General features: G+C 35.7%; 17 protein-coding genes and 1 pseudogene. 5 read left to right on the top strand and 13 right to left on the bottom strand.

What is annotated here, in order from left to right; genetic code table 11:
* Positions 1 to 8: 8 nt before the first annotated feature.
* From egtB to MQX03_RS08575, 3 genes are read right to left on the bottom strand one after another with little or no spacing between them, the layout of a single operon-like run.
* The gene (gene egtB / locus MQX03_RS08585; protein WP_242802561.1) at positions 9 to 1,199 is read right to left on the bottom strand and encodes an ergothioneine biosynthesis protein EgtB; all 1,191 of its coding nucleotides are present in this window, start codon (positions 1,197 to 1,199) and stop codon (positions 9 to 11) included.
* A gap of 17 nt (positions 1,200 to 1,216) precedes the next feature.
* Positions 1,217 to 2,200 carry an L-histidine N(alpha)-methyltransferase gene (locus tag MQX03_RS08580; protein WP_242802560.1) on the bottom strand — a complete coding sequence of 328 codons (984 nt, stop codon included), beginning with the start codon at positions 2,198 to 2,200 and terminating at the stop codon, positions 1,217 to 1,219.
* 20 nt (positions 2,201 to 2,220) lie between these two features.
* Positions 2,221 to 2,433, bottom strand: coding sequence for a zinc-binding dehydrogenase (locus tag MQX03_RS08575; protein WP_242802559.1), 213 nt, complete (start codon positions 2,431 to 2,433; stop codon positions 2,221 to 2,223).
* Positions 2,434 to 3,856: 1,423 nt separating this feature from the next.
* Here MQX03_RS08575 and MQX03_RS08570 point away from each other — a divergent pair.
* Complete coding sequence (locus tag MQX03_RS08570) at positions 3,857 to 5,812, top strand: KUP/HAK/KT family potassium transporter (protein ID WP_242802558.1); 1,956 nt, start codon at positions 3,857 to 3,859, stop codon at positions 5,810 to 5,812.
* A gap of 39 nt (positions 5,813 to 5,851) precedes the next feature.
* Positions 5,852 to 6,197, top strand: a pseudogene (locus tag MQX03_RS08565) (response regulator transcription factor); the annotation flags it as partial.
* A 150-nt stretch (positions 6,198 to 6,347) separates the two neighbouring features.
* Here the strand turns inward: MQX03_RS08565 and MQX03_RS08560 are convergent.
* From MQX03_RS08560 to MQX03_RS08525, 8 genes are all read right to left on the bottom strand, one after another.
* Positions 6,348 to 6,806 carry a hypothetical protein gene (locus tag MQX03_RS08560; RefSeq protein ID WP_242802557.1) on the bottom strand — a complete coding sequence of 153 codons (459 nt, stop codon included), beginning with the start codon at positions 6,804 to 6,806 and terminating at the stop codon, positions 6,348 to 6,350.
* 336 nt (positions 6,807 to 7,142) lie between these two features.
* On the bottom strand, positions 7,143 to 7,424 hold the full coding sequence (locus MQX03_RS08555; protein ID WP_129536528.1) for a hypothetical protein: 282 nt from the start codon (positions 7,422 to 7,424) through the stop codon (positions 7,143 to 7,145).
* 23 nt (positions 7,425 to 7,447) lie between these two features.
* Positions 7,448 to 8,824, bottom strand: a complete 1,377-nt coding sequence (locus MQX03_RS08550; RefSeq protein WP_242802556.1) for a S41 family peptidase — start codon at positions 8,822 to 8,824, stop codon at positions 7,448 to 7,450.
* A 90-nt stretch (positions 8,825 to 8,914) separates the two neighbouring features.
* Complete coding sequence (locus MQX03_RS08545; protein ID WP_242802555.1) at positions 8,915 to 9,664, bottom strand: hypothetical protein; 750 nt, start codon at positions 9,662 to 9,664, stop codon at positions 8,915 to 8,917.
* Between the two features lie 271 nt (positions 9,665 to 9,935).
* On the bottom strand, positions 9,936 to 10,955 hold the full coding sequence (locus MQX03_RS08540) for a T9SS type A sorting domain-containing protein (protein WP_242802554.1): 1,020 nt from the start codon (positions 10,953 to 10,955) through the stop codon (positions 9,936 to 9,938).
* A 70-nt stretch (positions 10,956 to 11,025) separates the two neighbouring features.
* Positions 11,026 to 12,321, bottom strand: a complete 1,296-nt coding sequence (locus MQX03_RS08535; protein ID WP_242802553.1) for a hypothetical protein — start codon at positions 12,319 to 12,321, stop codon at positions 11,026 to 11,028.
* Between the two features lie 394 nt (positions 12,322 to 12,715).
* Positions 12,716 to 16,018, bottom strand: a complete 3,303-nt coding sequence (locus tag MQX03_RS08530) for a TonB-dependent receptor (protein ID WP_242802552.1) — start codon at positions 16,016 to 16,018, stop codon at positions 12,716 to 12,718.
* Positions 16,019 to 16,066: 48 nt separating this feature from the next.
* The gene (locus MQX03_RS08525; protein WP_242802551.1) at positions 16,067 to 17,011 is read right to left on the bottom strand and encodes a FecR family protein; all 945 of its coding nucleotides are present in this window, start codon (positions 17,009 to 17,011) and stop codon (positions 16,067 to 16,069) included.
* A gap of 238 nt (positions 17,012 to 17,249) precedes the next feature.
* On the opposite strand from MQX03_RS08525, the gene MQX03_RS08520 reads away from it, so the two are divergent.
* Positions 17,250 to 17,870, top strand: a complete 621-nt coding sequence (locus MQX03_RS08520) for an RNA polymerase sigma factor (protein ID WP_242802550.1) — start codon at positions 17,250 to 17,252, stop codon at positions 17,868 to 17,870.
* A gap of 218 nt (positions 17,871 to 18,088) precedes the next feature.
* Here the strand turns inward: MQX03_RS08520 and MQX03_RS08515 are convergent, their stop codons facing one another.
* The gene (locus MQX03_RS08515) at positions 18,089 to 19,825 is read right to left on the bottom strand and encodes a RagB/SusD family nutrient uptake outer membrane protein (protein ID WP_242802549.1); all 1,737 of its coding nucleotides are present in this window, start codon (positions 19,823 to 19,825) and stop codon (positions 18,089 to 18,091) included.
* Positions 19,826 to 19,848: 23 nt separating this feature from the next.
* Positions 19,849 to 22,614 carry a SusC/RagA family TonB-linked outer membrane protein gene (locus MQX03_RS08510; RefSeq protein WP_242802548.1) on the bottom strand — a complete coding sequence of 922 codons (2,766 nt, stop codon included), beginning with the start codon at positions 22,612 to 22,614 and terminating at the stop codon, positions 19,849 to 19,851.
* Positions 22,615 to 22,890: 276 nt separating this feature from the next.
* On the opposite strand from MQX03_RS08510, the gene MQX03_RS08505 reads away from it, so the two are divergent.
* Both MQX03_RS08505 and MQX03_RS08500 read left to right on the top strand, forming a co-directional pair.
* Positions 22,891 to 24,018, top strand: coding sequence for an alkaline phosphatase (locus MQX03_RS08505; RefSeq protein ID WP_242802547.1), 1,128 nt, complete (start codon positions 22,891 to 22,893; stop codon positions 24,016 to 24,018).
* A 21-nt stretch (positions 24,019 to 24,039) separates the two neighbouring features.
* The gene (locus tag MQX03_RS08500; RefSeq protein WP_242802546.1) at positions 24,040 to 25,821 is read left to right on the top strand and encodes an alkaline phosphatase; all 1,782 of its coding nucleotides are present in this window, start codon (positions 24,040 to 24,042) and stop codon (positions 25,819 to 25,821) included.
* The last annotated feature ends 23 nt before the right edge of the window (positions 25,822 to 25,844 follow it).

Raw genomic sequence — 25,844 nt, 5'->3', positions numbered from 1 at the left:
ATAATCAGTTATTGAGCAAGTCTGATTCCGGTGAACTGCCATTTCAAGCCAGTTTGAAAAAAATTACGGTACGTATTTCTGCTGTGTCCGATTGGCGTTGCAACAGATGCGCCGCGCAAAACCATTTGATTGACCATAAATTTTCCGTTGTACTCTCCTACTGCTCCGGCTTCTTTCTTAAATCCAGGGTAAGGCAAATAGGCAGAGTTCGTCCATTCCCAGCGGCTTCCCCATTCCAAATGATTGGAAGCAACTTCCCATTCCGCTTCGGTTGGCAAACGCATTCCTTTCCACGAAGCGAACGCTGAAGCTTCGTAAAAATTGATGTGACAAACGGCATCATTTAAATCTAATTCCTGAAGTCCATTAAAAGTATAATTCATCCATCTCCCATCAATTAAATGCCAATACAGAGGAGATTTTGCTTCATTCTGTTTCACCCAATCCCAGCCTTCGGCGTGCCAATGTCTGAAATCTTCGTAACCTCCAGCTTCCATAAATTCTAGATATTCCTGATTGGAAACCAAACGGTTTGCGATTTCAAAATCATTCAAATAAACCTTATGCCTTCCCAATTCATTATCAAAACTGAAACCTTCACCTTCAAAACCGATTTCGCAAACACCTTCAGAGAATTGAATCATTTCAATATTTTCAGAATATTCTTTCTTTGAAATATCTTCAATTTTATAAGCCGGAAAAAGTGGATTGTGACCTAAAATATATTTGATATCGGTTAACAACAATTCCTGGTGCTGTTGCTCGTGATTGAGGCCAAGTTCGAGTAAAGGTTTGATTTCTTCAGTTAAATATTCGCTGTTGAGAAAAGCATTCATTTGCTCATCGACATATTTTCTGTATTTGTAAATATCAGAAACTGATGGTCGGCTTAAATTTCCGCGGTCTGTACGAATGACTCTGGCACCAATCGTTTCATAATAACTGTTGAAAACGAAATTATATTGAGTATCGAAAACCTGATATTCTGGGAAGTTTGGTTCCAAAATAAACGTTTCGAAAAACCAGGTCGTGTGACCTAAATGCCATTTTGGTGGACTTACATCTACAATCGGTTGAACGACATAATCTTCGATTTCAAGAGATCTGCAAATCTCGACAGAATGATTTCTAATCTCTGAATATTTTTCTGCCCAATTGGTTATGGAATTTGGTCTTGTTAAAATGGAATTTGTTTTCATTGGAATTAATTTTAAAATTAGACAACTTGCCAAATAGAATCTACAAACCAGTTTTTGGAATCGGCAATTTCATCAATGATATGAAATTTGGAGTCTAGTGCGAGTTTGCTGATATCGTCCTGAGAAAATTTTTGTGAGATTTCCATATCAATCAATTCATTTTCTTCAAAGTGAAAAACCTGGTTTCCAATATGTACATTTTGCTCCGCAAGACTTACGAGATAACTTTTGCAAGCGCCTGATATTGGGTCGTAGCTTTGGTAATGCTGGAAATTCAAAACATCGAAATCGGCTTCCAGTTCGCGGTTCATTCTGATGAGAAGATTGAGGTTGAAAGATGATGTGATGCCAGCCTTGTCATTGTAGGCATTGAGAATAGTATGTGGATTTTTTTTAAGGTCGAAACCAATTAGAAGAATGTCGGCACGATTGAGTTTCCTCCTCAGTTCTCGGCAGAAATGGTAGGATTCTTCCATATCCATATTGCCGATATTGCCACCTAAAAACAAAACTACTTTTCTTCTTCTCGAGATAGTCATTGCCTTATCGAGCATATCAAAATAGTCGCCTTCCAAAGTGATGACTTCCAATTCGGGCAAATCTCTGCTGAACTTTTCATTCAGTTCATCTAAAATATGTCCGGAAATATCAATCGGCATATAAGTGAAATCGATATTTTTTTTGGTCAGATGTTCTAGCAGAAAACTGGATTTCATTGCATCGCCCGCTCCCAATTCTATCAAATCGAAAGGTTCATTATCTATCAGTATACTTTTTGCCAATATCTCAGTTTTATTTTTGAAGATATCCAGCTCACAATCGGTCAGATAATATTCCGGCATATCCATAATCTGTTGGAAAAGTCTGTCACCTGCCTCGTCGTAAAAATATTTTGAATGTAATCTTTTTGGAGTGCTTTTCAAGCCTTCCAGAACGTCCGCAAGAAAAGTTTCCTTGGAGTCGTTTTGTGTCTGAAACTCTGTTTCCACCTGTGAATTCATAAATATTGTTTTTTGGTTTTTTAGAGAACTACAACTATCTTGCCGCCACCGGAATTACTTTCCATAAAAGTGTGGGCTTCTGTAATTTCTTCCAGACTGAAAACCTTTTTTATTTTCGGATGAATGTTCCCATTTTCGATTTCATCAATAAAATCCTGAAAATATTTTCCTTCCACCCGCATTTGTCCGCTGTCGTAAACGGTGAGAAAAGTTGCAGCCGGAATATAATCCATCGGTGCAAAATCTTTGATTGACCATTGCTAAGAAAGCATTCTAAATAGCACTTTGTAAAAAAGCTCAAAACAGATAAATGACTGAAGACTTTTTCTAATAATTGTAAAATACTATAGAATTACGAAGACGTTATTGAACTAATATTCACCACAAGAATTATAACATAAATGATATGCTGTAACTAATTGAGTAAATTATTTCCCTTCACTTCTAATTACATATTTATCTTCAAACTACCTATTAGAAATTTCGTAGAATGACCGTACATTAAAGCCTATTCCTTTTTGGTTCAAACGAAATAAAGCCATCATTGAAGGTATTAGAACATATTCAAGTTGTTTTCAATAGAGAGAATTAATTATTTTGAAATTTGTAAAATTCGCTGTAAATCTTCTACCAAACATTTCGACATTTCTTCAGTTACGGGTAAAAGACAAGCACTGCCAACTAAAGACTTACTATTCCAATATAGTATGTTTTTTATTTTTAAAGTTAAATTCCAATAAAGTTTACAATATCATAAACTAAAGGGAATTATTAATTAAAAATGAGCTTTGTAATTCTTGTTTAATTTGGCTCAAACAAACCAAGTCATCTACAAAAGTGTTTGAAGATACGCTCGTTTTGGCCACAAACATCCAAATGACTCTATTTTAATCTAAATTGAGCCATTTTTTTTCTTATTGAGACCAGTTTAAGCCAAATTTACATTTGTTAAAGTCTTTAAGAAAACTATTTTATATATCAATGTTGCAAATTTTTATTCTGTTTCCAATCTGAAAAAATTATCATTAACAATATCATCGTTATAGATACCAAGCTTGCCTTCAATGTCCTAAGCTTAACCCGCCATCGGAAGCTTTAATGCGCTGGCAACGATGCGCTTGACAACCAAATATTTGAATGCATTCGTGCCGGAAACTTCCTATAGAACTAACGGATGCATAAGAATCATTAAATATTATCTGCATTTTATTATAAAAATATCGTGAATATAAAATATCACAAATCGTATCAAAATGATAAACCTATCTATCAAATTGGAAGGGTCTATTATATTAGCAAATTTTTTAAACACATATAAATACTCTATAATAGGACGTTTGTTTATATTTTTTCTTTTTCGGCTGGTAGTTTGATTCCTTTTCCCTATAAAATAAATTCATAATGAAAATTTCAAACGGATTTCCCAAGATTAAACCCTGGAATATGTTACTAAGCTTATATGGTTTTATAATTATTACAACCATCATCATTAAAACTTTCAACAACTAAAATCATAATAATGAATTATTAAGAAACCTAAAGATTTCAAGAAGCACCTAATATTCTGAGCGATTATACCCCTGCATTACAAATATATTTTAAAACAATTTTAGTAATTACATTGTAAATTTGACTTATTTTGTAGCAAAACATATCATGACTGGACAAAATAGCTCAGATTTTCATAAAAAGATCACCCTCGCAGGATCATTAATTGCCATAGGTATTGTATTTGGGGACATTGGTACCTCGCCTTTGTATACCTTAAATGCAGTTTTTCATCATAAGATTATCACTGAAGTAATTGCCCTTGGCAGCTTAAGCTGTATTTTTTGGACACTTCTTTTCCAGACCACAATAAAATATGTCCTCATTACTCTGCAGGCAGACAATAAAGGTGAAGGAGGTATTTTCTCTCTATATGCTTTAGTCAGAAGATACAGCGGAAAATGGCTGGTCTTTATTGCGATGGCTGGTGGAGCATTTTTAATGGCGGATGGGATTATTACACCGCCAATTTCTGTTGCTTCTGCGATAGAAGGTGTTCAGGCTGTTGTTCCGGGATTTAATACGGTTCCTGTAATTATCGGGATTTTAATTTTTCTATTTATTTTTCAACAATTTGGAACAGATAAAATCGGTAAAGTATTCGGTCCTGCAATGGTCATCTGGTTTGGATTTATTGGTGTTTTAGGTGCAATGGCTTTGAGCGATAACTGGAGTGTACTGAGAGCTTTAAATCCTTACTATGCGTATCAAATGCTGGTAAATGAACCGAAAGGATTCTGGCTTTTGGGAAGTATCTTTCTTTGTACCACCGGTGCTGAAGCTTTGTACAGCGATATGGGACACGCTGGGAGAAACAATATTAGAATTTCCTGGATCTTTATAAAAATTGCTTTGGTATTGAGCTATGCTGGGCAAACAACCTGGCTTTTAAATCACGTCGGCGAAGAAGTAGGTAACCTGAGTCCTTTTTATCATATCGTTCCGCCATCTATATTCTGGCTTGCATTAGGAATTGCAACTTTGGCAACTATTATTGCTTCACAAGCCTTAATTAGTGGCTGTTTCACTTTAATCAACGAGGCAATAAGACTGAATATATGGCCGAAGCACCTGGTATTATTTCCGAGTAATGTAAAAGGACAATTATACATTCCGGCAATTAACTGGTTCCTGATGTGTGGCTGTGTAGGAATGGTTTTATATTTCAAGGAAAGCACTAAAATGGAGGCCGCATTTGGACTAAGCGTTACGCTTACAATGCTGATGAGTACTCTACTCATAAATGCCTATCTAAGGATAAAAAGAGTTCCTATGATCCTGAATGTACTCATTACTGGTATTTTTTTAACCGTGGAAATAAGTTTTTTAATCGCTAACCTTCAGAAAGTAAAAGATGGCGGCTGGATCACGTTGTTGATTGGTTTTTCATTATTCAGTATAATGTACATTTGGTGGAGGGGAAGACAGATAAAATCAGACATTCAATCTCTTGTTAAGCTATCTGATTATATTCCGACCCTGAACAAGCTAAGTATAGATGAGAATATGCCAAAATATGCCACAAATCTGGTATACCTTACAACATCAAATTCTGAAAAGAAGATTGAAAAAACAATCATAGATTCTATATTAAAAATTGGTCTGCCTAAGCGTGCAGATATCTATTGGTTTGTTCACGTTAATATTTTAGATGAACCTTATGCACAAAAATATTCTGTGGAAACCATTATTAAAAATGATGTTTACTACATACAATTTGATTTAGGATTTCGTGAAGAGCCTAGAATTGGTTATTATTTCAAGCAGGTAGTCAGTGATATGATTGAAAAAAATGAAATTGATGTTACCGACTCTTTAGAGCAGGCTTATCAACAAAATAAAATAGGTGATTTCAAATTTGTAATGATGGACAGTTTTCTTTCTTACGATAATAAAATGCCCCTTTGGAAAAACTTTGTTATGAGATCGTATTATAATTTAAGACATTTGTCAATAAAAGACCATATTAATTTTGGGCTGGATAAAAGTCATTTAGAAATAGAAAAATACCCGCTGGTTGTGGTTCCTTTTGCCCAAAATAAATTAGAAAGAAGGGAAAATTAATACAATTCGAAGAGGAAAGACCAATCTCATATTTTCAAGATGAATATATTACTGATAGAAGACGACCAACGAGTAGCCGATCTTATAAGGAGAGGATTAGAAGAGCATGGCTTTTCTGCCGAACTGGCTGTTGATGGACTTTCAGAAAAGGCATTAGCTTTAAATACATCTTATCATTACAGATATAATGTTACCTGAATTGAATTGTATTGATTTCTGCAAACAAATCAGACTGATAAAACCTCATATTCCTATAATTATGCTCACGGCATTGGGAACAACTGATGATAAAGTTGAAGGCTTTGATGCCGGCGCCGATGATTATCTGGTAAAGCCTTTTGAAATGAGGGAATTAATTGTTCGTATCCGTGCATTATTAAAAAGGGCTATGGCTGGGAAAAAGAAAATAGAACCAATTTTAATTATGAAACTAAAAAAAGAGTGTACATGTTTATTGTACACTCTTTTTTTAGCTCAAATTAAATACTTAGAACTGCTAACCGCATTAAATTAATCAAATAAAGAATTGATCTTTTTAATCGTTGATCACTTTAGATTCACCATTCCCCATAATATTGATAATAGAACCTCTATAATTGTAGTCTTTAATGTTTTTGGTGGTTGAATAATCTGCTGATAATACAAGAGTCTCAAATCTTGTAGTGTCTGGGGAATCGAATTTCATTCCGCATTCTACGTTAGCGGTTTTTATATTCTCTATCCTCAATTTAGATTTTTTGCTGACATTTTCAAATTTTAGATATCCAATGCGTAAACAGCCAGTCTGATCCTTAGCGGCAATCCATGAAACTCGCATTGAGTCTTTTATATCTTCAAATCCAATTGTAAATTCTTTATGCAAGGTATCGGTAGCAATCTTCCATTGTGGATTTTCTGCGATAAAGTCCTTAGTAAAAACCACTTTATCAGCTGATTTACTATTACAAGAACAAAGAGTAATGCAAGTGATTAATGAAAAAATTGAGATTTTCATAATTATTATGTTTATAGGTTATTAGCTAGTCCTAATGTACTAAAAAAATGCAATCAATATTATATAATTTTTCACATAATAATTTTCCTTAAGATAACTATATACTTGAGTTTACAAGCTATAACAAAATGAGTTTTTAATTTAATTTACTAAATACTAAGTAACATTTATGAAGTGTAATTATTGGTTTTAATCCTTTCTGACTACGGTACATCCAAGTATATAAACACCTTTTTTTAATCAATAAATCCAAAATAAACTTTCTTATTTTATGTACTGCTGTCAAATTCAACTAAATTAAAATAAAAAATTAATCTAAGTTAACTTCCTTATGAACTATTTAGACTTTTTATTTATTGTTGTCATCTTTCTTACTGGAGAGTACATTTTTGATCGCAGAATAGCACTTGTCAATTGGTATGTTCTCAGACATTTACTAAGCTCGAAAAGCAAAACTTGGTAATAATCATAAGTTCCCTGAAGTTCAGTAATTCTTTGTCTTAAGATTTTATCATCATCTTCTGTAACCGTAATATTTCCATACAGATCGTAAAATTGTTTGTAACGTTCAAAAACATTTATCAGATCCTGATGCTCTTTAGTATCAATTCTTTTCATTATACTTTAATGATATTACTAAATTATTTCTTCATATTAATTCCATGTTGCCAGTCGCTTTCCCACAATATTTTCAACGAATGGTCTGGCATTTCATTCCCTGAAGTTTTTGAGTAAATCTTGTTCAATGCTGAAGAAAGTATGGTTTCATTAGGATCTCCTAAAGGTAATAATGGCAAAAAAGAAAATTCATTAACAGAAATCTGGGGAGAAATTCCATTACTGTATTCTCCTTCCCCGTTGGCATTATAAACTTTATAAATCACCGGATGAATCTGCCAGGAAATTTTAGGAGGATTATGCTTATCTTCAATAACAAAACCTGCCATATCTTTTCCTAGAGTAGTTCCACCTACCTGAATTACTTCCAGATAAGGTTTAAGATTATTAATAACAATTTCAGAAGCCGAAGCTGTGCTTTCGGAAGTTAAAATATAGACTTTGCTAAGCCCTAAAGTATTAGCGTGTAAAATATTAAAACCCGGTGCACTTTTATCATAAGCGATTTGTTGTGAAAAATTCATTTTTACTTCTCCTCCGTTTTTATTCCCTCTATAAATAATGAAAGGAGAATTGGCAGAAATTCCTGCCGGAATCATCGCACAGAGCGCAGCCGCAGAAGCTACCGAACCTCCGTAATTATATCTTAAATCTAAAACCAAAGCCTGAACGCCTAATGCTTTAAACTCAGAGAATTTCTGTAAAAGAAGCTGAGCCATTCCATCCGGAAAATCATAAATATACAAATAGGCGGTTTTCTTACCATTGTGTTCAAAAATCTTTGAAACTAAAGACTGATCAAGGGTGAACCCGTAATATACCGTAATGTCTTTTTCGTTAGTAATATTCCCGTTATTCCAATCTCCGACAGAAAGATGAAGAACCGTGGAATTGATAATAGAGGATGATATTGTTCCCATATTTGCAGAAGTAATCACCGCCCCATTAATTTTGGTAATAACCATTCCACGTTTCAGACCTGCATTTTGAGCCGGCGAATTCTGCAAGATCAGTTTAATAACCGTTACAATTTTTCCATCCGGCTGTTGAAGTATCGTATAATCAAAACCATACCTACTGCGAACTGATTTCGGATAAGTAGATGCGTCTTTCGTATCCAAAATAAATGAAAACCTATCCTGTGGAGATAAAAGATTCTTGAAGAAATCTTTTGTAGGAAGACTATAATTGGGTTTTGAAGGCATTTGCTCCGCCCAATAATAATACCGTCTCATACTGTCCTGCACCCACAAGTTAACAGATTCTGTGCTGCCTTCAGGAAAATCAGGAATTCCCTCCTCATCCTGCCGGCAGGAAACAATCGAAATAAAGGCTAAAAATGGCAAAAGCAGAAATTTAAGCTGATTTCTGTAAAGATTTTTAATTAATGATATATTCATTGTGATTTTGGTTGAAAACAGTCAGTTGTAATTTAATAAGATCTTTTTACAGATTCTTATGATCTCTTTTGTTCAGATAGTTTTTATTATTTACAGATAATCTGCTACATCAATATCGCCTTTTATAACTAAATTTCCGTTTTCCTGTTTTTCCTGTAAAACGATCATATTTACCCGGTCGTTATTGATGTATACTTGCTTCAATGTTACCATTATGGGAGATGTACCAATATAAGTGTTGGTAGTTCCCGGCTTATAAAGCTCCAGATAGACCAGTGTATTGACGTTAAAATTATTGTAGACCTGAACACTAGTAAATGATTTCTTCCCGATTTCATCAAAGATCGCCAGTACAGTCCCGTTATCTCTTTTCAAAATACCCTTAACTCCTTCTAAATCGGAACCTGAAAATTCCCCTATATTCGGGAAAATGAAAACATAGCCTACTTTTCCGAGATTGACTGTTGGTTTCACCGCAGAAGCCTGAAGGAAAATTCCCGGCAGGTTGAAGAAATTCAATGTTTTATATTGGTCAACATTATCGTAGTTAATATTGAATGTTTTGATTTCTGCTCCGGTATCTTTGTTATAAATCCCAAGTATATCGGTTTCTCCTTTATCCAGCACAAAACTGAGTTTGGTAGTAATACTATTGGTGTAAGACGTATTCCCGTTGATAGACACAGGCTCTCCGTTCAATCGAAGCTGTAAGATATCGGGCTTGGAGTATCCTTTAATATTGACCTCTGCTGGTTTTTGGGCTACATCATAGGGCTGCAACGATTCATCTGTGCAGGAAAACAAGCTCATCAATGCAGTGAGTGCAATTATCTTTTTCATATATAGATTAATTTATAATTTCAATTTTATGTTCGATCTTACTGCTTCATTTTAGACATTTGCAAAAACAGTGGATCCAAAGAGAGCTCCAATTAATAGAATTTTTTATTTTTTTTTGATATTGAAATAAAGCCCTTCACTGTTAAAACAAAGGGCTATATTTTACAAAACAAGCTCTTGTATATTTGTTCTCTATATACCGTAGCCATAGGTATCATTCAATGGGTTTTTAAAAAGAATATCAGCCATTGTTTTTGATGAGGTGAAAAAATTACTTCTTGATAAACTTTGTTGTGCTTAGGTTACTGCCTGTTTCTACCGTTAGAGTATAAATACCTTTTGGTAATTCATTTACGTTGATCTGTCCATTGCTTACCACCGTGGAAAGTAACTGCTGTCCTGCCGCATTATATATTTTTACAGTAGCTTTGCTTATATTTTTCAGGTACAGCACATCTGTCACAGGGTTAGGATATACCGTTATTGTAGATTTGGCTTTTGCCTCTGATGTACCTAAAACATTTGAGTCTGCATAAACCTGCATCTCATCTATTTGAAAGGTATTTGATGAGTTTGTATCTTTAAATGGTAACGTACTGATTGCTGATGAATTGCTTGCAAAGTTAACATTATTCCAAAATCCAATATAGATTTTCTGCCCTGCATATTGGGAAAGATCAGCCGTTGCCTGGGAGAATAAAGCATTGCTCTCAGCAATATAATCTGCATTGGTGATGCTTAGCAATTTAGGAATTACATTAGGATTACTCCCGTTATTATTAGCTGTTGTAATATCAGTACGGAGAGCTTGGAAATCGGCTACACCAGGAACTGGTTTTGTCGGTGTGCTTACATAAACAAAAATATGTCTGTTGGTATTATTACTTGCAGAAGTGGTGTTATAAGTAATTACTCTTCCAATCATAGCCGCCAGAGTAATGGTTCCCGAAGCTGTCGTTAAATCTATTTCTGGCGAAATTACCCAGTCTTCAAAATCGTTGAGATAACCATCCTGAAAATTCGCCGGACCTCCAACAACATTTGGTTTATATGCACTGTGCCTCAAAACGTAATCGGGTGACACCTCCTCATACATATTGGGAGTTGCCGCATTGCGCACCACATGTTTTCCTATATTCCACGTGTTATTGTTATTGTTTCCGTCATAGAATATCCACCCGGCTCTTTCCTGTGGAGTATTAAAGGTATTTTCCCAAACAAGTACCTGTGCATGAATAACACCGGATAATATTAGACTAAAGAAAACTAAAAACTGGTTTATATTTTTCATAATTAAAATTAAATAAAGAAAGCAGGTGGCAGCTTACCGCCACCTGCTTTCGGGTTAATTACTTTGAGAATTAAAATGAATAATTTGTCCAAGTCCCATTATAACTCCAGCTTCTTGGAGCAATACTCCAGCTACCTTCGTTAAAGAATGGGTTTCCTCCTGTCAGGAAGAAAGTTGCTGCAGGAGTACCTGTTGCTATGTTAGTGATACCTGACGTACCAGTTCCGGTAACAGCAGTTGTAAAGCCGTGTGCATAAATAGTAGAAAGATTAAGTGCTGCCAATGCAGAACCTGTACCTTCTACTCTAATACCTGTAGGATATCCAGTAACCAATGCGTCGTTTAGGGTAAGCTGCCCATATCTTCTTACATGAACTCCATTTTCATATAAAGCTCCCTGTGTATTATTTTTAGCACCTATAATGGTGATATTATTGATGATCGGATGCGTAAGCAAGGTTGTAGATGTACCTCCTGAATTGTTGTCTAATTCGATTCCATTAGAATCAGGGTTACCACCACTTAGGCTATGAGTAGAATTGTAATTTGCTAATGAAAGCGCATTGGTAATAGTACCTGTATAACCCTGATCAAAATCAAAATTATCATCATCTGCAGCAAATGACACCAAATTAGAGGCATTTACTGTTCCACCGAAGAACTCGAAAGAATCATCTTTACCATACGAAACCTGAATGCTGTTTAAGGTAGTTCCAGAGCCTACACCCCCTAATGTCAAACCGTTGATCTCATTACCTGAGTTAGGTGCTAAAAGGTCAAAACCGGCAAACTCTATACGTACGTAAGTTAAAGATCCTCCATTATGGGTAGTGTTAGTCCCTCCATACTGGTAATTAGGACCGTTAAGCCCTTCTATTGTAGTAGTGGTATTTCCGTTATTTGTAGGGGCATCTCCCAAAATTACTATTCCACCGAAATCTCCAGGGGCTCCTGTTGTTTCAGCATCACAATCTAATAAGTTATAACTGGTAAATACAACAGGAGCGGCAACTGTACCGTTGGCATCTAATTTACCACCTTTTTGCACGACCAAAACACCACTCGCAGTATTATTCGCTTTCGGCTTAGATTTGATGTAAGTCCCAGCATCAATTGTCAGGGTAACCCCACTTGGTACATTTAAAATACCGTCAATTTCCCAAATCTTGTCAGCAGTCCAATGAATTGGAGCTGTAGAAGATCCTACATCTCCCGAAACAGTCTGTACAGGACGACTACAAACAGATGAATATTCTGCTGATGTAGACTTCATATTAAAGTTCGAATCTGATTCTGCTAAAGAATCATTTTGGCGACAAGCAGTAAATGATAGAGCTGTCATCGCTACCAGAAAGAAATTTTTCATAATATTTAGTAATTTAGTAGTTTTGTCTCGGGCTTCGCATTTTATTGCCCGAAACAGGTTAATTAGCCGGGAGACAATGCCTTTTTGTCTCCATTTTTTGTTTATGATCTTCGCAATGCCGAAAGGCACAACATCGTGAAGGTATTACCGAAATTCCAAAATCTTTGCAAAACCAGCACTTGACGAGCACGGTTGGTATGCTATACGCTCTAAGATTTCTCACTCCGAAAGGCGGGTTTTCCTCAGATAATGGTTTTACGGTTGAATGAACGCTGCGCTTTTTCAGCTTACGGGCTGATGTTTATTTTGTTTCTCTGTCGTATCAAGTCTGTCGAGATATTTTATGGATTCGTTAACAGGCCTAAGGTTACTCCTCCGAATGACAATGAACATTTTAAAATGTATAATTTATGCTCAATCCTAAAGTTCTGCCTCTGTATGCACGGAACAGGATTTTGTCTATATCCTTATCATACTTATCCGTTGCTCCGGGCATCAGTCCTAAACCCTCCCTTGTTGCAGCGATAGTATTTCCATCTGCTGTTTGCACCGAATAAGAATTATAATTGTTATAATATTCTATTACTCTGTTAAAAATGTTTTTAGCATTGAATTTTATTTCAAGGTTTTTATCTTTAAGCAGTTTATATGACACCTGTGCATCTGCCACGGCATAAGGTCTCTGGATTTCTTCTCCGTTATAGTCATAGCCCACGGTAATATATTGTTCACCTTTAGCATTGTAGAGGAAGTTTAGTCCTAACCGTTCTCCGTCATACGATAATCCCAGATTATATGCCCAAGGAGTCTGCCCATAAAGTGGACGCTCTACTTCGTAGGTTTCAGCATTATTTTCAGTATTGAAACGGTTTTTAAATGCAACAACTTTCGTATCATTATAAGTGAAATTTCCACTCACAAATAGGTTATTCAGCAATGTATTTTCTGCTATGAAGCCAAGATTTTTTCTTACCTCTACTTCAAAACCTTTAAGCTTTGCATTGGCTGAATTTCCGTTATAGAGATATAAATTGCCCTCATTGGAGATATATCCTTCCCGTTCTATAGGGCGGTCAATATCTTTGTAATATAATCCTGCAGAGATAATTTCTCCTAATCCAGGAAACCACTCAAACTTAAAATCGTAATTATCGATTACAGATGAAGTTAATTCCGTATTATAAATCAAAGCATTAGCTACCGGATCAAAGTAAGGAAGGCCTGTTCTTTCGTTAAACTGCGGACGTAATACAGAACGGCCATAGGCTAACCTAAGATTCATTTTATTGGTTGGACTATACGTAAAGTTGGCAGAAGGCATCCATTGCCAAACCCTGTCTTCAATTGGTTCTTTGTTAAGATTTCGTGAATCATCAGGATCTAACTGCTGTGAGATTTGCTCATATTTGAAATACTCTGCCCGAACACCCCATACCAAACGTAGCTTACTTCCCAAACGGTTATCCAACATCAAATAAGGAGCGTGTTGGGTAACCTCGCCCTCGTATTTGCTGTTTTTATACAATGGTTTGGTCTGCCAGCCGATTCCGCCTGTTGTATAGTGAGAACCATCGAACCAATCTGTCAAAGCCCCATACATCATTAAATAATTTCGTTCGTTGATTGGGACATTTGCTCGATTTTCATCTACTTTCAAGAAGAATTTTTCCTGTGCATTGGTATTGTTTTTCAATGCTCCGGCATAACCTACTTTAATATCATTTTTGAAGTTTCCCGTATCCATAATCCATTTGAACGATGTTCCAAAATTGTAATCGGTCTCTTTGCTTTCTATATATCCTCTGGAAAAATTATTCCCGGAATTATAAATTTGATTGTAGGTTAAAATTTCGTTACCAATAAATTGATAATAGGTTTGATGTTGTGTATAGTCTTTTGTGTCTGATTCTACCCCTGTTCTTGCTGCAAACCAGCTCAGCTCGGCGTTTCCTATTTTATGGCTTCCTTCTAATTTATTTTGCAGTAAAGTCTGATAAACTGGATAAACTGTATTATCCGTATAAGGTCTATCCATCGACTGAAGCTGAGAAGGATCATTATTCGGAATTACTCCGTTATAAAAATAGTTGTATGATGCCTCTGCATTTTCCGGCATTCCGCTTCCTCCGGTATATTCGTTCCATCCGGTTACCCTTGTAAGGGTATTATCATAAATATGGGTATACGAATTGCGGAACGAAATTCTGCTTTTTCCCAGCTGCAATCCGAAATTCAACATTCCTGCCACTGTAGAATTGTAAGAATAAGAAGCTCCTTTATTTTTGAAGTTGTAAAATTTTACCGGTGCCAAGCCCTGCTGCTGCTCTTTCCCTATGGGTCCTGCGGTATCCAGCCAGTTTCCTCTACCCGTGTGGTCTATATCTAATTTATTCTGTTCATTTCTTACAGTTACAGCTCCTGCAAATCCCCACTTGTTATTGTTTTTCATCTTAAAGCTTTTTCCGAAAGCCAACTGATAATTTGAGTTTAGGTCTGCTGTTGTTTTAAAAGTAGAAAAGTTGTCCTTAAACTGTTTAGACTGCTCGAAAAACTGAGGATTATTCCAGTCCATTGGCTCCAGCCCTTTTGGGAAATTTCTTGTCCCGTCATCATATCCCCAGTAATCGTTCTTCCCTCTCTGTCTTGTAAGAAACTCCTTAAACGTAGAAATATCGTTATAAGAAGAACCCATACTAAGCGTTAAGAAATCTTTATTCGGAATATCTTTTGTATGTACTTCCACATAACCTCCTGCAAAGCTGGCGTTCATATCCGGAGTAGCGGTTTTACTCACTACCACACTCTCTACCATCGCAGTAGGGATAATATCGAATGAAAAATTATTGTTATACACTTCTGTGCTTGGAAGATTGATACCGTCCATCGCTGCCGTATTCCAACGTTCGCCCATAGAACGCACTACCACATATTTATTGTCCACCGTAGTAACACCGGTTACTCTTTTCAGTGTAGCTCCTACATCACTATCCGGTGTTTTGGAGATTTGCTCTGCAGAAATACCGTCGCTCATCTGAGCCGCCTTTTTCTGCTGTGCCAGTAAACCAGCTTGTGTATCTGCCTTTCGGATACCGGTAATCACCACTTCTTTGATAGATGTTTCATTTTCAGATGCAGATCTCATCGCAAAAGAAACAGTGTTGATTTCATTACCTTTTACTGTAAGCTTTTCTACACGCAATGAGCTGTATTTTTCAGCTTTTACGGTAAGTGTGTATTCTCCAGATGGAAGATCCAGAGAAAAATCCCCATTATTATCGGTAACCACGATTTTTCCTGCAACACTTACCACTGCTCTTGTAACAGGTTCTCCAACTTCATTTACAATTTTTCCCGAAAGATGCCCATTTCCCGATACTACAGCATTTGATCCATTATATTTCAGAGATATTAAATTCCCTCTCATTCTGAAAACCACAGGAAGCCCTGTTATAACTTCCTTTAAGCAATCACTCACCGGAATGCTTTCGCATTTAACATTTTTTATTTTAAGTCCTTTAAAATCTTCTTTAGAATAGGTAAGCCCCAAACCCGTTCTTGCCGCAAACTCCTCCAGGGTTTTAACTAAAGGGCTGCCTGCAGGAAAGGCAAAAAATACTTTTTGTGTCAATTCCTGTGCTTGCAACGATACTGCAAAAAATACAGCCGCTACCGTTAGCCCACATTTCATTTTTCTCATTATTATTTATTTCCTTTTATTAGAAGAATATTTTTATAAAATTGTCTGCTACTTTTTCAGGGTATATGTATTATTATCTTTCTGAACTTCCATTCCTACAGCAAAAGCTAAAACTTCAATATTTTCATCTATATTTCCTTTAAGTTCTGCTGAAATCTTTTTAGTTCCTATTCCTGCAGGATAAAAAATATTGATACTGTAATTCTTTTTCAAGACTTCTATAATTTCACCAAACGGTACCTCATTAAAACTTAAAGATTCTATTTTTGAACTCTTTCTGCCCGATTGTGAATCAGTATTCTTTGTATATACTGCTGCTGTACGGGCTATCCCGAAATTAGTCCACACCTGATTGGGCTTCAGATAAGATATCGGAACACCTGCATAAGAAACAGCTACTTTACCCTCATAAAGATCAACCGCTTTATCATTTCCTGACTGCGAGATTTTAAAAACCGTTCCTAAAACTTTAGTTTTGAAACCATCGGCATTTACAATAAATGGATGTATTTTAGATTTTGCCACAGAAAATATTGCATCTCCCTTTAAAGCAACAATTCTTGTATCTGCAGGAAAAGATTTTTCTACCGTAAGTTCAGCACCGTGAAATAAGGTGACCGTGGAACCGTCAGCCAGATGAATTTTTCGGTTTCCCAGATCTGCAACATATACATCTGGTTTAAAGTAAGTATGATAGGTGAAAATTCCGCCCAATGATATTAAGAACAGCATAATTGCTGCAGCCTGATACCAATATTTTCTGGAGATGCTTTTCTGATTAATATGTTTTGATTGAATAAAATAAGGCTCTAATGCCAATAAAATTTTTTGCTTTGATTCGTTGATCTGATTGACATCCAAATCTTTCCCAACCTGAAATTTCCATTTTTCCAAAATTTCAGTTTCCTTCTGTGAGATTTTTTCTCCGGAAACTTCTCGGTACCAAAGTCTGAAAACAAATGCTTCAACTTTCTTATAATTTAAACTCTTCATAAAATATTTAATTCTAAATGCCTACTACTGATAAGACTGTGAAATTGAAAAACTTCCCCAGAGCCAGTGTAACATCTAATTAACATTACAACCAACTTGTTCATAATCTTATCGGTTTATGATACATTATCAACATTCCATTCATATTTGAAAGCTATTTCTTCGAAATAATTAATACTAGATTTACGAAAGTTCACAAAAAGTTAATTTTACATTAGGTAATTTTGCAAGTGCAATTATGAACCTGACAGATCAAACTTTATTGAATAAAATAAAAACTGGAGACAGAACTGCTTTTATGCTTTTGTATGAAAGATATTGGGATAGTCTTTATGCTTTTGTTTTGGGAAGAACGAAGAAGAGAGAAATCGCAGAAGAGATTTTACAAAACCTCTGGATTAAAATTCTTGAAGATACGGATACAATACAATCTGATGAGTCTGAAAATGCAAAAGGCTACCTGTTGCGTCATCTGCATTACAGAATAATTGATTTTTATAAAAGTTCAAAAAAAGATTCATCAATTATAAGCATTGATGAATCTGACATGTTAATAGAAATTACAGATACAGAATATTTTGAAATTCTTGAAGAAAATGATATTTCTGCTCTATTTGAAATGATTGACACCGTGGTTTCACAGCTTCCGATGACCGAACAAAAAGTTTTTGATATGAGAATACGTAAAAATATGTCTGTTGACGAAACCGCAGAAGCTTTGGGTATAAGTAACAAAACGGTAAGCAATAAACTAAGTAAAACTCTAGGCGAAATACGCAAAAAACTAAATCCCGATTACCAATCTTCTAAGAAGCTGATCACTTTACTCCTACTGATGGAAATTCTGGCAAAACAATAGAATTTTAAAGTTTATAAATTACATCGTATATTGGTTGTAAGAATTACCCTTTTCTAAGGCTTTTAGCTTGTAATCTTTACCTTGATCTTTAATTCTGATTTAGATCAAAATTTAGTAATATTTCTGTACTACGTAAAATGATTAAAATTGTTCTATAAAATCAAAACTGTCAGCAGAAATTCTGCTGACAGTTTTTTGGAAAGTAAAAAATTGTAAAATTAGTATCCTTCATTCTGAACCAGATATCCTGGCGCACTTGATGCTCCATCGATCGCAGATTGAGGAATTGGAAACAGTCTTTTTCTAGGATCAGCATTGGTCTTCGAAGCATAAACATCTTCAAAATGACCAAATCTAATCATATCTGTTCTTCTGCTATATTCCCAATACAGTTCAAAACCTCTTTCACGGTAAAGTAAATCAAGATTAATTGAAGTTAAAGCGGGTGGAGTCACTTGTGGACGAGCTGTTCTTGAAGCTCGTACTACATTAACGTCAGCTAAGGCCGCACCATTATTACCTTTTCTTAATTGAGCTTCGGCTCTCATCAGATAAACGTCAGCCAACCTTAGCAAAACAATATCAGCCTGACCTTTATTTCTTCCTGTATCTGAAGTACTGCTGAATTGATATTTTGCCACTCTGTAACCGTCTGAGTAATCTTTATTGTTAGGATTTTCAAGATCAATATCAATACTGTGGTTCACATAGCTTGTAAAACCGTCTCTTTGCTCGATCATTGGGTAAATTTTATATTGTCCGTTTTCCATCTTGAAAGGTTGTCCATTAGCTGGATTTCTTAAACCCCACTGAATACCACGCAGAATACCTCTGTTAATTTGATACGTAGCGCCATTTACCAGAAAATACTGATTGCCATCATTTGCTGGGCTCACTCCCGTAAGATTCTGTAAATTCTGTGGAATCACCAGGTTCTCTTTGTAAAATCTCGCATCAGCTTGCGCGGGATCTGTACTTCCGTAAGCTTGTACCCAAGTGTTATAGAAATATTTAGTTAAAGCAGGACCGTCTGTTCCGTTTGCTTTTGGGAAAGCTGCTAATGGATATTGACTTCCTGAAAGCGACCAGTATGCTAATCTGTTGTGTGACGTTGTTAGATTTGAGCGTTGATCGATTGCAAAAATCAATTCTTTGTTTGAATGATTATTATCGTCGAAAATAGAGAAATATTCTGGCGACAAAATGAATAACCCCGAATTGATTACTTTGTTTGTATACTCAATCACCTTATCCATATCTGTAGCAGCAAAAGTAGGCGTTCCGTAAGGATTTCTGTACACTCCTGCATTTAAATACAATTGAGCTAAAAACCCGTTCACTGAAGCTTGAGAAATTCTTCCCGGACCTTTTGTATTATCTAATTGATTGACAACTGCAAGAAATTCGCTTTCAATATAACTTACAGCATCAGCTTTTCTTAAAATAATTGACTGCTCACTTGCGGCATCTTTTTTAAAGGCAATTCCCCAGTAATCAAGCATCAGCATATTGTAATACGCTCTCAAACCTCGCATTTCTGCCAAAGCCTTAGCGGCCTGAGGATCTGTTGCCGCAAGTGGCTGCAATCTTTCAATTGCCGTGATCGTTCTGGAAAGCATTAATGTAAAAGCATTCCAGGTATCTCTCACCACAACATTTGTGGTTGTGGTATTGTGTTGATGAAGTTCTATATACTTTCCGCCATCGTACCAATCATTTCCGCTTCCTCTTGGTGGCAAAATTGCCTGATCTGAACTCACCAACTGCAAGCCATAGTTTTTAGTATGAGTAAACGCATCCGGAAGCGGCCCGTAAGCTGGAGCCATTACTGCCAAAACAATATTATCTGTCTGAACATCCAAAGATTCATCTATAATTTCTTCCGAAAGATCTGTACAGCCTACTGCAAATAGAGCGGTAAGACTTGCTATTCCTAGTAAAAATTTATTTTTCATTTTTTTCTTTTTTAAAATTTTAATTAAAATCCTATATTAACGCCAAACACGAAGCTTCTTGCTTTTGGATAGGTAGCATAGTCAATTCCGAATGACTGAATTCCGCCTTGAGAAATACCTGTATTGATTTCCGGATCAAAACCCGAATATTTTGTAATGACGAATAAATTTTGTGCGGTAACAGAAAGTCTTATATTTCTCACATGATCTCCTATTCCCAAAAATTTAGGATTCAAATTATATCCTAATGTGGCATTATTTAATCTTAAGAAATCTCCTTTCTCTAAATATCTCGTTGAAATTACATTGGTATTGTTTACACTTTCGTTAGGAAATTGAGTTGCTGCGTCAGTTGTGTTTTGAGAAAGTCCCAAACGACCTCTCGTAAACAAAGTGGAAGCAGTGTTGTTGTAGATCATGTTTCCTGAAACTCCGTTGAAATTCAGTCCAAGATCAAAATTTCTGTACGCCATTTTCACATACAAATTATAAGTAAAATCTGGCAATGCGCTTCCTGCTGCTACTCTATCATTATCTGTGATGATTCCGTCACCATCTACATCTCTGAAAATATTGGTTCCGTTTTGACTTAATCCGACAAATTCGCGCACATAAAAAGTTCCAATAGGCTCATTGTTTAAGTAACCGTTGATTACCGCATTCGTAGTTCCGGGACCTTGAGCTTCACCTGTTGAAATTACTTGGTACGGAGAATCTTGCACTTTATTTTTAATGAAGGTTGCGTTGGCTCCTATACTGTAAGTAAAAGATTTGTTTCTATCGCTGCTGTAGTCAAGCGCAAATTCCCAACCTGTGTTATGAATCGACATATTCGGAATATTTTTCCACATTGTCTCTGCCGGTTCAATAGGATCTTCAGGACTTATTTCTAAAAGAATATTGTTTGAAACTTTTTTAAAGAAATCTACCGTACCGGTCACTCTGTTGTTTAAAACTCCAAAATCAACACCTACATTGGTTTGAGTAGTTACTTCCCATTGAAGATCAGGATTATTGGCTCTTACCAAATAAATTCCCACCGGATAATTTCCGCTGTCGTCCATTGGATAGGTTGCCATTCCGCTTCCGTCTGATGCAGATTTGTAGCTTTTTTTGGTAATTTTATTTGGAATTTCCTGATTTCCGGTTCTACCCCAACTTCCTCTCAATTTTAAATTACTGATCATATCAACATCCGAAAGAAAACTTTCTTTGCTGATATTCCATCCAGCAGCTACAGAAGGAAAATAGCCGTATCTATTATTTTCACCAAATTTTGATGAACCATCAGCCCTTAAAGTAGCAGTTAATAGATATTTATCCTGATAGTCGTAGTTTACTCTTCCAAACCAAGACTGCAGTTCGTTTCTGTTGGCAATAGACGATGAAGTCATTGTAGTTTTGTCACCCGCAGGAATTTGATATTGTGGCTCAATACCATTGTTTGGGAAATTCAAATAATTCCAACCTCTTGCCACTAAGAAAAGCCTTTGGTAAGAATGCCCAGCCATAACATTAAAATCGTGGTTTTGAACTTTAAATTTATAGGTTAGATAATTCTCAACCAGCGTATTGTTATTTGTGAAATAATTTAGATTTAAACTTCCATTTTCCAAAGGAACAGCGTGTGGCATATTTTGTACAACTCTGTCTGCACTTGAGTAATCTACTCCTAAATTTAATTTATAAGTTAAACCTTTAATAATTTCAACTGACGGAGAAACATTGGCTAAGATTCTGTTGTTATTTGTAAAATCTGTATAAATATCCTGACGTATCAGCGGATTGAAAGCTCCATTATTAAAAACAGTAGTTGGCGAACCATTCGTATATGCCGGATAAGTAGGGTTGAGTGTCAACATTGTGGAAACCATGCTTGTCACACTTGGCCTGTCGTTTTCAGTTTTACTTCCATTGATGTTGAAGTCAATATTTACCCTTCCGTCAAATGCTTTTTGAGAAACATTTACACGACCGGAATATCTTCTCAAAGAACTATTATAAAGAATTCCTTCCTGATCTTCATACCCTAAAGCAGCGTAGTAATTAGAATTTTCGGTTGCTCCGGCTGCTGAGAAATTTAGGTTTTTTGAAATTGCTGTACGAGTCAATTCGTCCTGCCAGTCTGTACTTCCGCCCATGTCATCAATCTTCGCTCCCATTCCATTTACCTGCTTTCTGAATTCATCTGCGCTGAAAACATTCATTTTATTGGCAAGATTAGAAACCGTCAGTGATGAAGAAAGATTCATTTCTGTTCTTCCTTTTTTTCCTTTTTTTGTGGTAATTACGATGACACCATTTGCTCCTCTCGCACCGTAGATAGCTGATGCAGACGCATCTTTCAGCACATCCATTGATGCAATATCGTCGGGATTAATAAAGTTCATCGGGTTGTTGGCAACTCCTGTATTGCTGTTATCGATTACAAAACCGTCTATAACATACAAAGGCGTAGTTCCAGAACGTAAACTTCCTACTCCACGAATCACAATGTTTTGATTGGCTCCAGGCTCACCGCTCACGTTTGCAACATTTACTCCGGCAACTTTCCCTTGAAGAAGCTGACCAACGTTAGCTACTAGACCTTTATTGAAATCTTCGCTCTTCACAGATCCTATTGCTCCGGTAACATCAGATTTCTTCTGAGAGCCGTAACCAACCATTACCACTTCATCAATGTCTTTCATTTTAGTCTCATCCTTTACAGTATCAGAGATTTTATTTTGCGCAAATGTAAAACCTACACAACTCATCAGAACTGTCGGTACCAAATAAATACGTTTCATTCTTTTTTTGTGCAAAATTAGGTTTGCCAAACGCCAGAATATGTTAATTAAGCTTTAATAAATGAATATTAAAAAGTTAATACAATGTGAATTTTATTGTTGAAAATTAAATTTCTATAAACTTTTACAACCAACTTTTTTTTAAGAAACTCCAAATCAATAAACTATCAGTTAATATTGGGTCTATGATTTATAGCAACAGTTTTTGAAACATGATTTGTAAGTAATTTTGCACCTAATTTCATCTCAATTCAAATTATCAACAAATCAAACATTATGAAATTTATTTGCACAATTACCAAATTCAATAAAGTAATTTTATATTCTTTGCTTCTTTTTACAGCATTAATTAAAGCTCAAACCCAAAAACCGCTTAATATTATTTTTATGATTGGTGACGGGATGGGTGTTTCTCAAGTCACTTCAGCATTCTATTTTGGAAATTCAGAACCCCACTTTCAGAAGTTTAAAATTGTTGGTCTTTCAGAAACTTCCTCAATCAGTGATTGGGTTACCGATTCTGCAGCCGGAGCAACCGCTTTATCTACAGGAGAAAAAACTTACAAACGTGCTATTGGTGTCGATAAAGATTCAATTGCATTACCCACTATATTAGAACAGCTTCAGAAAAAAAATTACCAAACAGGATTGGTTAGTTTAACGAGCATTACTCACGCAACACCCGCTTCTTATTATGCTCACGTAAAAGACAGAGATCTTCACGAGGATATTGCGCTAGATTTGGTAAAAGCAAACGTAAATTTCTTAGCAGGCGGCGGTTTAAAATTTTTCAACAAAAGAAAAGACGGAAAAAATCTTTTGAATGAATTTAAAAAACTCAATTATAATATAGACACTCTGAAACTTTCAAAACCTATTCAAAACAAAAACAACTTTTACCTGTTAGCGCAGGACGAGCTTCCAAATAAAGTTCAGGGAAGAGGCGATTTCCTTCCTCAAGCTACTCAGATGGCTTTAGATTATTTATCAAAGAATAATAAACCATTCTTTCTTATGGTGGAAGGTTCGTTTATCGATTGGGGCGGTCATGCAAAAGATGGTGAAATGATGGTGAAAGAAGTTTTAGACTTCGACAAAACCATCGGTATGGTGATGGAATTCATCAAAAAAAATCCAAATACATTATTAATTGTTACAGCAGATCATGAAACAGGCGGTGCAAGCATCGGAAAATATTCGGAAAAAGATCCGGTGACAGGGAAGGAAAAAGAAATCGGAAATAAAGTGCAGGTGAATTTCATCGACAATCAACATACAGCGGCTTTGGTTCCTGTTTTTGCGATGGGAAAAAATCAAGAGCTTTTCTCTGGCGTTTACCCAAACAACACAATCTATCACAAGCTTGTTGAAGCGTTGAAAAAAAACGGAATTTCTATTAAATAATTTGAATTTTATTACAATCTTATGTGCTTACATTTAAAAAAAAATACAGCCTTTATCACTCTTCTTTTTGTAGCGACTGTTTTTGGTCAAACCACAAAAGTACATTCTCACAATGATTACGAACAGAAAATCCCATTTTGGTATGCGTTAGGTTCGGGTACAAATTCAATTGAAGTGGATGTTTTTCTTGAAAACAACGAGCTTTTTGTAGCCCACGACAAAAAAAACATAACCAAAGAACGGACTTTTGAAAGTTTATATTTGAATCCTATTGATAAAGCTTTAGGAATGAACATGATTACGCAGGAATCTCTACAGATTTTGATTGACATAAAGACAGATGCAAAAACAACCTTGCAACAGATTGTAAAATCGATTGAGAAATATCCTGCATTGACTGCTCAAAAAAAAGTAAGCTTTGTTATTTCAGGAAATCAGCCAAAACCGGAAGACTATGCTTCTTATCCTGAATTCATTGTCTTTGATTATCAAAAATTGGATAATTTAACAGCTGATCAATGGAAGAAAGTTGCCTTGGTAAGTTTAAGCTTCCCGCAGTATTCTAAATGGAACGGTAAAGGAGGCTTAACAGAAGAAGATTTGCCGAAAATAACAGAAGTCATCAAAAAAGCGAAATCTTTTGGGAAACCATTCAGGTTCTGGGCGATTCCCGACGGGAAAACTTCATGGGAATTTTTCACACACAACGGTGTTGATTTTATTAATACAGATCATCCGAAAGAATGTGTGCAATATGTAAATTCTTTGGAGAAAAGAACTTTTAGGAATAATCTGTTTTCAGAAGTTTATCAACCTAAATTTTCCTATCTGAAAAAAAATATTCCTGTGAAAAATGTTATTTTATTAATCGGTGACGGAAATGGTCTTTCACAAATTTCTTCATCCGTTTTAGCAAATAAAGGTGAACTTACTTTAACACAGCTTAAAAATATTGGATTAATTAAAACTTCTTCCACTGACAATTTCACTACAGATTCTGCAGCAGGAGCAACCGCTTTTGCAACCGGAAAGAAAACAAAAAACAGATTTATCGGAGTAGATTCTGAGGGACAAAAAACCGCAAACCTTACCGAAATTCTTTCAGAAAAAGGTTTTAGCACAGGAATTATTACGACTGACGAAATTGTAGGAGCTACACCTTCTGCATTTTATGCTCATCAAGAAGACCGCGGTATGGAAAAGGAAATTGCTCAAGATTTACCAAAATCAAAACTTAACTTTTTTGCAGCAGGTGGTAAATCTAAAGTTTCTGGTCTGAATGATTTTAAATTAGCGCAAAACACAAAAGATATTGCAGAAAGTAAAGCAGATCGTTTGGCATACTTTCTTTCCGATAACGGCGTTCCGCAAGTTTTGAAAGGCCGAGGCAATCTTTTGGCCGAAACTGTAGAAAGTGGGCTTCAATTTTTAAAAAGCAAGAAAAAACCATTCTTCATCATGATTGAGGCGGCGCAAATTGACAGCGGCGGTCACAGCAATAATGTAGGAACCATCGTTACTGAAGGTATTGATTTTGACAGGGCAATTACAAAAGCAGTACAGTTTGCAGATCAAAACCCAGGGACTTTGGTGATCATTACTGCAGATCACGAGACAGGTGGTTTTAGTATTCCTCATGGTGATCTGAAAACGAGCACTATTGAAGGTGATTTTACGACAGATGATCACTCGGCTACATTAATTCCTGTGTTTTCCTACGGTTCCGGCTCAGAAATTTTTACGGGAGTATACGAGAATAATGAGATTTTCCATAAAATATTAAAAGTTTTGAAAGTAAATTAGTATTCTAATTATTTTTCTAAAAT

Source organism: Chryseobacterium aahli (assembly GCF_022699665.1).
GTDB lineage: Bacteria > Bacteroidota > Bacteroidia > Flavobacteriales > Weeksellaceae > Chryseobacterium > Chryseobacterium aahli.
The sequence above is the reverse complement of the archived record's forward strand: the minus strand, read 5'-3'. Positions and strand labels throughout refer to the sequence as shown.